Source organism: Paraburkholderia xenovorans LB400 (genome assembly GCF_000013645.1).
GTDB lineage: Bacteria > Pseudomonadota > Gammaproteobacteria > Burkholderiales > Burkholderiaceae > Paraburkholderia > Paraburkholderia xenovorans.
This window is the reverse complement of the sequence record NC_007952.1, coordinates 3201705-3214088: the sequence shown is the minus strand read 5'-3', so window position 1 is coordinate 3214088 and position 12384 is coordinate 3201705. Positions and strand designations below refer to the sequence as shown.

Here is a 12384-nt window from a genome sequence, read left to right as displayed (position 1 = left end):
TGCCACAAAGCAAAAATACGAGGAGTCCCGTTGGTTTGGATAGCGTCTTGCTTTTCACTATGCTTTAGCTTTGCTGGAGCCTCCGACGGGAGTCGGGGTTGCAGACTTGCGGGGACGTTTCGGTTTCGATGCCCCCTCGGATTTGCCGGACTCTGCATCGCTTGAGTTCTCTGTCGGCCGGTCTCGCTTCCTACGCGCTGCGCTGTTCGCGGCCAACTTTGCGGCCTTTCGGGGTACATTCTGTTTCTGCACTGAAAGGTAATGTGCACGCCGCGAGCCGGATGTTGGTCGGCCTTCAGTACCCTTGGCCTGCCGCCCGCACAGTATCGTTGAACTGTCTGACGGCTGTGTCCGGTCGGCATCCCGGATGGTGACCGCAGCTGAACTCGGCTGTTATCGTGGTATCGCTCTCGTCCGGGCTGCGCCATTTCCTGACCTCGCCGTACATGCGTCCGTAGTCGGTCTCTGTGTATGTGACCATGCGCGTGTCCGTCACCATGCGAATTTTCATCCCGCTTTCACGCTCCAAGGTAGTTTCAGCGGACGCCCACATGGCAGCGCATTGTTTCGCGGTGTAGCAATGAAGCGGATGTGCGAACGATACTCTAGGTTCAGCCGGCGCTTGTTGTCCGGCACAACCTGTGAGCCACGTGCTAGTGAGAACCATGAGCATCCTTCCTGCGGCGAGTTGGTTCTTCTTCAGATTTGCGGTCATTTATTGGTTCCCCCGTTGAGCCCAGTGATTTTCGTTGAATATATTCATCTCACCAAGGCTGATGTGTACAGCATACGCCACAGCAGGACGGTTCGCAGTTACCGAATGACGACGCCTAGAATGAAATCATCTCGTAGAATCGTCCCAATCTTAAATTGCAATACAAGCAATGCGAGGCTGGAATGGAGCAGCGTGCCGAGGAGCTCTGTCGCGCAAAAACATGACTTCTACGGGCAACGACAATGCGATTCATACCAAATGGGCCGGACGTTCGCCGCGCAGATGCTGCGCGCGTCAGCTGTCGTCACAGCCACGCAAATGCGAGAGCACTTTCAGTTCAGCCATGGGCTGACATGCACACGTCTAAAGTCTTGGCGCCGACGTGCCGTCAAACAAAGACGAAGATTTCTAGTTTCGCTGAGCGTGAGCTGCGTATCTTCCTGTTACCAAATCAATGCACCGGGGGAAATGTTGACTGTAACTGGGCAAATGCTTCAATGGATTCCGAAATTCCTTGTCAGCGCGTACGCGGGATACACCCTCGTTATGCTTTTTTTCGCCAAGCATCGTCTTATCGAATGGCTGCACTCTGCGGTGTCGTCAGGCTGTGCCGTTCTATTGGCGCTTTGGCTTGCCGTCGGTCAATTCCACTTTCAGAACAATTCGAACGATAACGACAGCCGGACCAGATTCAAAGAGCTCGCTACACTCGAACTCGGACGAATGGAGGTTGAGCTTGCCGACCATGGACGCGTCGCCTACAACGGTCGTGACGGGCATCGATATGAGGCTCAGGCATTCACCCTGAATCCATCGCCTTTTGACCGCGCGGCCGAGTCGGGGCTGTTTGACGACAAAGCATCGTTCCAGTTGATGGACCTTGCTGACAGCATTCGAATGTGGAACTACAAGACGCAAATCGTAGTCGAGACGCTGAACTCGCCGATTAAAGACCCAGACTATGAGTCTAGGCTAGGGGTTCTCATCGACAATCAAGAACGGTCTCGCCCAAACTTGCTGAAGGGTATTCAGTTTGTGGCAAATACGCTAGGTGTTACCCCGACTCCGTCGACGCGAATGTCGGTCTACTGAGGCGTGGCTCGAACACACAAATTGACGACGCCAGGCTAGGCAAATGAATATTGACAAAAACGAGTTCTCCCGACGCTTCATGGACGGAAAGCAGGCCGTCATGGTTTACCTGACTCACGACCAATCGGCAGAAGCATTCAGGTTCAGTGAACATTCGGCGACACTTTCGACGGGTTTCTGGCCGACGCCTCGCAGCGAGTACGAACGGGTAATCGTCTACAAGCGTCCGGAGCACGGTCGCTCCGCGCTGGTCTGGATTGGCGACCGAGCCGGAATAATTCGAGATGAGGTTACTGGGCTATGGCACTATCGCGCCAAGAACGTTGAGTTGTTTGAGGCGAATGAAGATTTCAAGACGCTTTTCGGCCTGCACCCTCCGCAGCGCGTTCGCTATCTCCTAGACAGCCAAACTCCCTCCGGACCAGTCTCCTACTACCAGCGCGAGGGCGTGGTCGAGGATGACGATGTGCTGAAGATTCCATCATTCGCTGCCACAACCGCCACGCGTCTGCAAAAGGTACGTCTGTGCCAGCAGAAGTTTCGCGCGGCACTCTTTCTGCGCTGGGAAAGCGTGTGCGCAGTAACGGGGGTGGGAGAATCACTTCTACTGCGAGCGTCTCACATCAAGCCATTCTCCAAGTCCACCGACGCCGAGAGGGTCAGTGCTCACAATGGTCTGCTGCTAACTGCGGGCCTCGACGCGCTATTTGATAAGGGCTTTGTGTCTTTCGATGCGGATGGATGCATCCTCCAATCCAAACGGCTTGACACATACACGGCGGCGACGTTCGCCCTGAGTCCGAACATGCGGTTGGCAAATGAGCTAACAGATGAGGGAAACGTGTTTATGACATATCACCGGGACAACGTATTTTTAGAGTAGTAGACGATGTGGGCGCCCTTGTCATGTTGAAGCTCTCATCCGCTAGCACCTGGAATTTCTGACAATAGTGATACAGCCTCTCAAGGCGGCGCCTAGGACCGTTGCGTCTTCAAAGCCAACTAGATGATACTCGTGAACCATGCTTAGCATATTCTGGATTCAACTCGTTATAGTGAGCTCAGCAGTGTGGTCGTTCTTCAACGACAAAATGGGAAGGTCGCCCGGTCGAATGGCGCTGGTTGGATTCTTTTTGTGCGGAACTGGCATATGGTATGGACTCTCCATCGCCAACTTCGAAGCGTCACATTTGTTCAGTGCTGAGCAGGGAGGTCTGCAACTTGTCGGTCAGTTGGTTAACGTTGTTATCACGGCCGCAGGCGGAAACATCATTGCATCCGCGCTCGTATTGCGAGCCGAGCTTGCAAGTGCCCGAGCGCGTGCAAAAGCGCAGCGGAAGGTACAAGCGACACGGACCCGCATCTCAGAGTTGCAGAGAACACTTAAGTTTCTGGAACTTGATTCCGGTTTTCTGTCTCCGGAAAGCGTCGATGAACGACGAGTGTCGCTGATTCGCGTCGTCGAGGCGGAGCAAAAAGAATATTGGAAGGCAGACAAAGTTCTGCAAGACTTGGGTTGCGAAAGCGAGGGTGACCCGATGGCAAACCGGAAACGGAGTGTATCGGGACGCCGCTATTGACGAGGTTGGCGCCAGCACTGGCAACCGAGACCATAGAACAACAGCGGTTCAATTCGACCTAAAGTGCGCTTAGGGCTTCCTTGCGCTGCTTTTCGAGCAGGCCTCGCCAAACAATCACATTTACGTTGCCACTCTCGTCCTCAAGCGTTACGAAAATCACGCCTTTCGCCGTGCTGGGCCGCTGTCGCACCGTCACAATACCGCATCCGCGCGTGAGCCGCCCGTCGGGGTAGGTGCGTAAGGTCTCGGCAGGCACTAGCCGGGCCTTGTCTCTGCAGAACTTCACCAGAATCCTGTGTTCACAAATCGGCCCAACAACTGTTGCTGGCTATCCTCTAGGACAAACGGCTGCATATAGAAATCCAAGAGAGCTCTGTCTGAAAGCCATAACACACTTTCCTTATCCAGTTGATAAACGTCAGAAATAGTGTCCTGCCATTCTTCAATCCCAAACTTGGCACTGTCTTTTTCAGCTTCCATGCAGGTTTGAGCTATTTTTTCTAATATCAGAATGGGACTAGGCGTCTGCTTCCACAACGCGATATCTTCCTTTCCCCCGAAAACTCCTTTCAATTTGTCCGGCGCAATGTTCCGATTGCTGGCGCGATAAAGCCAGCGCACGTGTTCCGGCCACCGGACGCACAGCGCGGACCATCTCGCCAGCGCGACTGGAGCGGGAACCGGCAGTTTTCGCTTCTCTCGAGAAGAACGGAGAAAATAGTTGAAACGGAAGAGATTTATAAAGCGCTTGAGCTCGCGAGGATTGTTGTCAAGGAGCCGTGAGACTTCCAGAACCAGGCTTTTGAAAACGTCTGAGTCGGTCCCGCCTTCCCCCCGGTCGTCCGCCGTTCCGTAAATCAAGCTATCACCGGCGGTGTGCGGTTTGATGTCTTCTTTGACTCGAAGATTGGACCTAGGTACGTCGCTGTGACCTCCAAGCAAGCTCGACATCAATCTTTCGTAGTCCTCTTTGGCTAGCGGAGGTATCACGAAAGGTAATTGCACAAACTTGTCCATGAATCGCCATCCTACTGGCGTTCGCGCATCCCCTGGCAGGTTTGCCGTCAAGTCTTTGTGGGCGGCCTGAAGCGCCGCTGCGACCATCTCTGAGTCCATTCCGACGACGAAACTGCATCTCGGAAAGGAACCGGCCAAGAAAAGGTTGACTGCTTCGAGGACAGCCGCAACCTTCGAAGGCGAACATCGGTCGAGGTCATCGATAAAAATAACTAAGCTTTCTTTACCAGGCAGACTGTCAAAGACACGACGCAAATCTCGCTCGACTTGGTGAACAAAACCAAGCTCCTGTTCGTATTTTGGAACGTCCACAAGGTTTTTTACAACATCTCTTGCGGGTTCCGATTTGAAATCTAGCTTCGCAAATATCGCTTTAAAAATTGCAAACGTGCCACCCCCCGTTAAGGAGAATGTCCAACGGAATGCCGCCCCTCCTGTCGATAGTAAAAAGCCATGGTGATTTAGACCAAATATAGCGGCGCAAGTTAGAGCAGCAACAAGTAGCGCTCTAAGCGTTCCCGTTGCGCTTCGCAGCGTTAAATCTAGCAGGTGCTCATGAAGTCTCTGCCGTACTTGGTCAACACCAATTCTGCTAACGTTTAGCCGAAGCCAGAAGAGCTCTCGCTCTTTCGCAGACAATCGTTCAGGGACCTGTTGAAGGATAGCGTCGACAAGTCCAGCCCATACTTGGTTTGTGCTTTCATATTTCCATGCGTTAAACCAGACGGTCACCCGATACCTAGACGTCGCAAGTTTTTCGGAGCCGTTTGCTGCCGGAGGGATTTTTGGCAGAGGACCTTCATCACTAGCTCGGCGTCTTCCGCTGAGTTCATGTTCGACGTCACCGACCGAAAGCCAATCTGAAGCGGGGGCACGGAATTGTGCGAAAAATTCAGATAACTTAGACCACCAAGGGGCACCGGAACGAGACTCTTTGTTCTCGGACCGCCCTGATAGTGCTCCAGTGCCTGTTGTCTCAGTCGATTTGACAGCTTCCTTCAGCCGACGCTTATATGGGTCAAGCGCTTGCTCAATTAGCAACATAAGCGTGGTCTTTCCACCACCCCATGGAGCTTGAATACTAATGGTCAGAGGAGGTCGGGAATCCGAATGCGTCAGAAACCGGGCAATCGCAACAGCATAGTCTCTGAATCCCAGCTCGTCACTGACCGCCGGACTGTCCTCGGCGAGCCTAGCGGAAGTCCCCTCAACGGCTGTTTGTTCGCTCGAGCTGTGTTCTGAAGGAACACGGAATCCGTCAGAAACGGAGCCACTCAAAGGCGAACCACTTCCCACGACACCCGCTCCAGAGACGCGCGCGATGCCGGACGAACTCAGTCCGCCGACGACGGCGTCTATATTGGCGGCGTTTTCGAAGTCCGCACCAGTGTTTAAATCGGCTTTAGCGTAAGAGGAGGTTACGCTTTCAGCGGAAGTATCGTTCAACGGCCTGTATGACGCGGTTGTTGCCTTAAAAGAGTCTGTGGGAGCCTCCCTGCGAATCCTGCTGGCGTATCTGCAGAAACAGGTGGACCACAATGCGCCAGCCAGAAACGCAATGGCAAATGCGACGAGATATTCAAGCGGCGAGATGGGAAGCATCAACGGAACTCCTTGGATCGGGTACATCAGCGCAAGGAGTTGCGCTGATGAGGCAGTAGCCGTGGCTATTGCTCAAGGCGGTGACATAGGTCCGAAAAATTCTTGATGCTTGCTTTACCCGTTGGCGTATCACGACAAGAAGGTCCGGGCAGCTTTCTCCGTAGAGTCAGTCAGGTTTACTAAAGGATTCGCAGGCGCCGGATTCTTCCGATCTGCGGTGATCGACTCAAAATCAGCTCGCCGATGAACTCGGGAAGTAGTGCACGTGGAATGTTCGCGGGTACGTCCCCAACGAGCTGAGATGGGACCTGCACGATAAAGTCTTCAGGGGCGCTTACCAGGCTGTGCTCGTAGCTGACGCGATAGTCCATGAAACCTCGCTCCGGGAGATTCGATTACGGTGTAGCGGCGTCAACAGCTATATCCGGCGGGATCGGCGAAATCCGGTCACTGCTGATGAAGCGGTTAAGGCGCTCCTGCGCGGTGGCCAGCAGGTGTGCGGGAACAGAATCCAGTTGTCGGTCGTGCAATGTCAGGATCGTTTCGATGATTGCACAGTCGTTATCCGGTAGTGACCAGCCATCTTTAAGTTCTGCGCTCCTCACGCTCTGGGTGAGCACTCGCTCGGCATCGCGAAACGGTTCAAATGCTGAACGACCGTACTGCGCTTCGTGAAGAAAATAGGTCATGTAGACTGTCTTCAACAGGCAACTCATTACATCAGCATTCCCGTGACCACTGCGCATCTTCACCAGCGCAAGGTGACGTTCAAGGGAAGCCGCCCGGGCGTTAACAGCAGGAATCGGCAACAGCATTTCCCTGGTGAGTGGCTTTTTCCGCGAGTGGCGCTGTGTTTTTCGTGAATCAGGCGAACCGGCCATGAAGTGATTGATTTCTGATTGAGAGTCTGGCGCATGCGAAGCTTCAGCGAGGGCTGGCGATCGCCCGCACAGGTGCCCGACTCACCTTCCCTGGCGCGTCTGGCCGCCATTCTGCCACATTGTCCCCGCAGGACTGGGCGCAGGCAGCCTGCAAAAATCTGTTACTGATCTGAACCGGGCGCACGTCCGGCGCGTTGGCATGGGCACCGCGAGTTTGTGTCGATATGCGTTTTGGAGATTCGCGCGTTGCTCTAATAAGGATTCCGCATGAAACAACGCTCAATCCCCCACCGTATGTCGCAATTCAAGGCGAGATATGGCGTTTTGAGAACATGACTGTTTCATCGCATGTTTACAAAACAGGAAATTTTCAGAAACTTACTAAAGATTTCTTTTCATCTGCCGACATTCGTAATATGAAAGCGAGGCCTGATCCGACCGGATTCTGCTGGCTCGCATAAGACCAATGCTACGAGAGAGCCCGCGAGCGCGAAAGCCGCGGGGTTCGGTATGAAACGCCGGTACCAGCAACGGCGCGCAAGCCACGGGGGCCTGCGCGCTATTCACCTTTGCACCTGTCTGATTGCATTCTTGCCATGTGTTACGCACGCAGCAGGCATTGTTGCGGACGGAGGAACTGCGACTACAGTTGTGTCAGCTGCAAACGGTGGGCAAACCGTTAATATAGCGCCAGCCGTTTCAGGCGTTTCGCAGAATACCTACAGTTCTTTCAATGTTGGCGTCGCCGGCGCCACACTGAATAATGTCGGCATTAATGCCCGAACCATTGTCAACCAGGTAACCAGCTCTAATCCGAGTTTAATCGAAGGGCAAATCTCTGTAACGGGTTCACGGGCCAACGTCATACTCGCCAATCCAAATGGCATAACCGTGAACGGTGGGTCTTTCGTCAACACGGGTCACGTCGCCTTGACGACGGGACAGGTCAGTTTTGACGATCTGCAGATCGCTCCGGGCATTTTCCAGCGCAACGTCGTCCTGAATACGACCGGCGGCGCGATCGTCATTGGGCCGCAGGGGTTGTCCAGCGCGCTGGTAGACCTGGATCTGATCGCGAAGACCATCCAGATCAACGGTCCAGTGGCGAATACCTTCACTTCGGCGACGGCGATCACGCGTGCCGTCGCCGGCACCAGCGCCGTCACGCTGAACACAGGTCTGTCGCCCTCGGACAATGCCAACGACTGGCTAACCTTGCAAACAGGCCAACCGCTGGCCACCGCGAATTCCTTCGCACTCGACATCACCGCTGCGGGCAGCGTGACGAGCGGGCGGGTTGAAATCATCGTGACCGACAAGGGGCCGGGCGTACGCAGCGCCGGTCCGCTTGACGCATCGCTCGGCGATTTCACGTTGAGTTCCAACGGCAGCGTCCAGATATCGAACACCACGGTGACGGCCAACGGGAATATCAACTTTCAGGTGCAGGACGGCATCTCGCTCACCGATACCAGGGTCACCAGCGGAACAGCAACGCTTGATGCTTCCGGGGCCATCACGCTGACGGGCAGCAGCATACTCACCAACGGCGGCGCCACGCTGTCCGCAAACGGTATTACGCTGACCCCCGACAGCGCGCAGACCGGGTCCACGCTCGCCTCTGCAACCGCGGGCGTGGTGCTCGACAGCACGGCAGACATCACCAATCTCGGCTCGCTGATCCAGGGGCAGGCAGCGACCAGCGGCGATGCGCAATCGCTCGGCGCGGTCACGCTCGATGCAAGCGGCAACATCCTGAACCAGTCGTTGCCCGGCACCCCTCTGGGCATCCTGTTTGGCGTCAAGGGCGACGTTGTGGTGAGCGCCGGCGGCAACATCGTCAACCAGAATGCGCGAATCCTGTCGAACGAGAACGTGACGATCGCCGCCGGGGGGGACGTCGACAACATCATCGACCACACGAGCGGCGTCGACAACGGTGTTGCATCCAGCTATTCGAGCGATGGCTGGTCGTTTCTGTTTCTTGAGCACCACAGCAGCGGCATTTCGGTGAACTATGGCGAACTATCCGATCCCACTGCGCTGTCATATATCACGGCGGACGCCGGCAACGTGACTATCACCGGCAACAACATCAACAACGTTGGCGGCTCGATCCTCTCGAACGACGGCGCAATCAGCATCACCGCGCGTAACTCGCTGCTCGATCAGGGTGTGTTCACCGGTCAGGCGCAGTTTCACGAGTCCTGCTTCATCTTCTGTCATTCGTCGGCGTCAAGCGACGTGCAGCTATACGGCGGCGATATCGAGGCCGGTACGAGCATTTCCCTGAAGGCTGGCACGCAGATTCTCAACACGGGCGGCACCGTTCTGGCCGAGGGCGCACTGACACTGAACGCGCCACACGTCGTTGCGCAGGGCGTACTCGGCTACACAGCCATCGATGAGAACCACGATCTGAAGGCCTGGTTTGGCAGTGAATGGTCGGCTATCTATGCATCGGATATGGGCGGCCTGTTCGATGCTGGCTCAGGTCAGGTGCAGATTATCGGAGAAGGGGATATCGAAGGTGGTGCCTTTAGTGGACCTGGCGGAGTGAGCGCGACGGGTGGAATCGTGACGCGTAGCGCGCCGTATCGGGCGCCAGTGACCATTGGCACGCACAACAGTATCGGGCTCATCTCATGGTTCGGCCTGTGAGGCGCCGTCTGTCGCGCATGATGGCTTGCGGTGTCGGTGCGCTCGCTGGCCTCGCGACTACCCACGCGCGTGCCCAGTCGGCGCCGGGGTTGCCGCCGGCCCTCTCGGCACCGCGCCCACTCCAGGACCCGGGACAAAGACTGCTTCAGGATCAGCGTAACCAGCAACGCAGCGATGAAGTCCAGCAGACGCCTGCGCAGATTGCCGTGCCGCAGCAGTCCGCGATTCCCAACCTGCCGGCTGGCGCCGATGTCGAGTCGCTGCCCGACGTCGAACCCATGTTTCGCATCACAGACATTGAGTTCACCGGCGATAGCGTGTTGAGCAAGCGCCAGATGGACGCCATCAAGCAGCCGTTTCTCGGCAGGCAACTGGGCCGCAACCGTATCAACCTGCTGCTCAGGCGTGTCACGGAAGCATTTATTGCGCACGGCTATATCACCACGCGTGCCTATCTCGGGGCGCAGAACCTGTCGTCGGGCAAGCTCGAAATCAGGGTGGTGGCGGGGCACGTCGCTGCGCTTACACTGAACGGCAAGCCGTTGCGCCCGGGCGATCCAAAGGCAGGGCTGTTCGACACGCATGGTGGTGGGCTCGCGACGGACGCCGGTACAGCCTGGGCTTTTGGTGACAGCCGGGGCGATGTGCTGCGCCTGCCCGATCTGGAACAGGGCGTAGACCAGATCAACCGGTTGCGCCGCAATCAGGCGGAAATCCAGATCCTGCCCGGTGAGGCGCCCGGTGATTCGGTTGTGGCGATCACCAACCACTATGGCGACCGCTTCTACTACGATGCCGGCGTCGACAACTACGGCAGTCCGCAGACCGGCACCCTGCGCTATCGCGCTGGCGTGGAGGCCGACAACCTCATCGGTCTGCAGGAGTCGCTGTCGTTGAACTATGTCGGCAGCGAGAACAGCAACGCACTGGTGTTTTCCACTGCGGTTCCGATCGGGTATCAAACGGTCAGTTATACGACGTCGCTTTCGGAGTATCAGCAAGCCATTGGCGACACGGCCTTGCTGGATGGGCGCACCTTCAGCCAGATCCTCGGCTGGAACGACGTGCTCACGCGTTCGAACGCGGGACGCATGAGCCTCGACGTGACGTTGACGAAGATGAGCACCCAGCGCAGCGTCAACGGGATCGAACTGACGCCGCAGAACCTGACCGTGCTGCGTGCCGGTGTCAACGGCCTGCGCCGGTTCGTGGCCGGGGATCAGGCCGCAGCGGCGACCTGGGACGTCGGCGTCTCGGAAGGTTTGCCGTGGCTTGCCGCAAGCCACGATGCGCCGGATATCGACAGCACCAATGCGCATAGCCAGTTCACCATGCTCGATGCAACCGGGACACTGCAACGTGCGATCGGCCATATTGGCAGCACGGCCTGGCAATATTCTGGAACCTTGCGTGCCCAGTTCAGCCCGGTTTCCCTGTTCAACACGAACCAGATCTTCCTCGGTGGCATGGATACGGTCCGCGGCTTCAGGGAAGGCGGTGTCAGCGGCGACAGCGGTTTCTATCTGCGCAACGAAGCGGTCTGGCAGAACGTGCCCGCGTGGCATGACGCTCACCTCCAGCCGTACGTCTTCCTCGATGGCGGCAAGGCTCACCTCGTCGCGCAGGGCGGGTGGCCCACGCTCGTCGGCACGGGTGTCGGCGTGCGCGCGGCGTGGCGCTTCAGGACGCAGAACATCACAAGCGAGGTCCTCGTGGGCCACGCGCTCATTCAACCGGCAGCACTCGGAAGCCGGGCGACCGTGCTGCTCGCAACATTCAACTGGGCCGAATAACGGAGATGCCATGAAAACGGAATCCAACATGCAGACAATCGCGCCCGCCATCCGGCGCGCTGTACCGAATCGTATTTTTGCCGCAGGGGCGGTGGTGGTCGCCTTGTGTGCGGCATTTACGCCGCTCGCGCACGCGGACAATGCGCCGTCGAAGACGCCCGGCGGCAGCCTGGCGACCGCAGCGGCGGGATCGACACCGTTGCCCGCCGGCGTTGTTGCGCGTGTGAACAACATTTCGATCACGCAGGATCAGGTTGACCAGATCGTCCATACGACGAACGCGCCGGATACGCCGGCGTTACGAGCCAACATCAAGGAGCAGCTCATTGCGCGTGAGCTGTTCCGTCAGGCAGCCGAAAAAGACCACTACGCTACGAAACCCGAAGTTCAGGCTGCCATTGATCAGGCAAAGAATGCTGCGATCGTCCAGGCCTATCTGCGCGACCAGATCAAGCCCGCTCCCGTGACGGACGCCGATGTGAAAGCGCAATACGACAAGGTCATTGCGACTCTTGGCGACAGCGAATACAAGCCGAGCGTGATCGCGGTGAAAGATGCGGCGACGGCCCAGACGATTCTCGATCAGTTGAAAAAGGGTGTGGACTTCGCGCAACTCGCGAAGCAGTACAGCCAGGGGCCTGCTGCGGCGCAAGGTGGCGCGCAGAACTGGATCTCGTTCAAGACGCCGATCCAGGCAGGCAACACGCAGAACTGGCCGCAGCCGCTCGCCGAAGCGCTGGTGAAATTGCCACAGGGTGCGGTGTCGAGCGAACCGGTGCAGGTCGGCGACGCGTTCTGGATTCTGCGTGTCGATCAGAAGCGGCCAACGCAGATCCCGCCGTTCGACCAGACGAAGGACGTGTTGCGCAGGCAGCTCGAACAGGCTGCCATGCAAAAGGCGACTGCCCAGGTTGTCGTGGGTCTGATCCGCAACGCGCATATCCAGCAGTAGTTACGTTGCTACATGGGGCGAGCAGCGGGTCGGGGTGACCTTGCTGCGACCGTCGCGCCGGCTGACCTTCGGCGCGGTGGTGACGAACAAA

At 57.0% G+C, this 12384-nt stretch carries 9 protein-coding genes and 1 pseudogene; 6 read left to right on the top strand and 4 right to left on the bottom strand.

The genetic code is table 11. The features are described from left to right. Nucleotides 1-1183 precede the first annotated feature (1183 nt). From BXE_RS36085 to BXE_RS36075, 3 genes are all read left to right on the top strand, one after another. A complete protein-coding gene (locus BXE_RS36085) occupies nucleotides 1184-1807 on the top strand; it encodes a hypothetical protein (protein WP_040124267.1) in 624 nt (207 codons plus the stop codon). A gap of 43 nt (nucleotides 1808-1850) precedes the next feature. Next, entirely contained in the window at nucleotides 1851-2690 is an 840-nt protein-coding gene (locus BXE_RS36080; protein ID WP_011493060.1) for an HNH endonuclease, read from the top strand. A gap of 184 nt (nucleotides 2691-2874) precedes the next feature. Further along, on the top strand, nucleotides 2875-3387 hold the full coding sequence (locus BXE_RS36075; RefSeq protein WP_148223043.1) for a hypothetical protein: 513 nt from the start codon (nucleotides 2875-2877) through the stop codon (nucleotides 3385-3387). A gap of 64 nt (nucleotides 3388-3451) precedes the next feature. Here BXE_RS36075 and BXE_RS47485 read toward each other — a convergent pair. The 4 genes and pseudogenes from BXE_RS47485 to BXE_RS36055 all read right to left on the bottom strand — a co-directional run. Then, nucleotides 3452-3649, bottom strand: a pseudogene (locus BXE_RS47485) (OB-fold nucleic acid binding domain-containing protein); the annotation flags it as partial. Nucleotides 3650-3669: 20 nt separating this feature from the next. Then, complete coding sequence (locus BXE_RS44840) at nucleotides 3670-6006, bottom strand: KAP family P-loop NTPase fold protein (protein WP_158340986.1); 2337 nt, start codon at nucleotides 6004-6006, stop codon at nucleotides 3670-3672. A 179-nt stretch (nucleotides 6007-6185) separates the two neighbouring features. After that, entirely contained in the window at nucleotides 6186-6377 is a 192-nt protein-coding gene (locus BXE_RS47480) for a hypothetical protein (RefSeq protein WP_040124273.1), read from the bottom strand. Between the two features lie 24 nt (nucleotides 6378-6401). After that, nucleotides 6402-6887: a hypothetical protein gene (locus BXE_RS36055; protein WP_011493057.1), complete on the bottom strand. Its 486-nt coding sequence runs from the start codon at nucleotides 6885-6887 to the stop codon at nucleotides 6402-6404. A 510-nt stretch (nucleotides 6888-7397) separates the two neighbouring features. On the opposite strand from BXE_RS36055, the gene BXE_RS36050 reads away from it, so the two are divergent. From BXE_RS36050 to BXE_RS36040, 3 genes are read left to right on the top strand one after another with little or no spacing between them, the layout of a single operon-like run. Then, nucleotides 7398-9548 (top strand): filamentous hemagglutinin N-terminal domain-containing protein, encoded by a 2151-nt coding sequence (locus BXE_RS36050; protein ID WP_011493055.1) that lies wholly within the window; start codon nucleotides 7398-7400, stop codon nucleotides 9546-9548. 17 nt (nucleotides 9549-9565) lie between these two features. Further along, on the top strand, nucleotides 9566-11341 hold the full coding sequence (locus BXE_RS36045) for a ShlB/FhaC/HecB family hemolysin secretion/activation protein (protein WP_040124276.1): 1776 nt from the start codon (nucleotides 9566-9568) through the stop codon (nucleotides 11339-11341). Nucleotides 11342-11351: 10 nt separating this feature from the next. Then, nucleotides 11352-12293 (top strand): peptidyl-prolyl cis-trans isomerase, encoded by a 942-nt coding sequence (locus BXE_RS36040; RefSeq protein WP_011493053.1) that lies wholly within the window; start codon nucleotides 11352-11354, stop codon nucleotides 12291-12293. The last annotated feature ends 91 nt before the right edge of the window (nucleotides 12294-12384 follow it).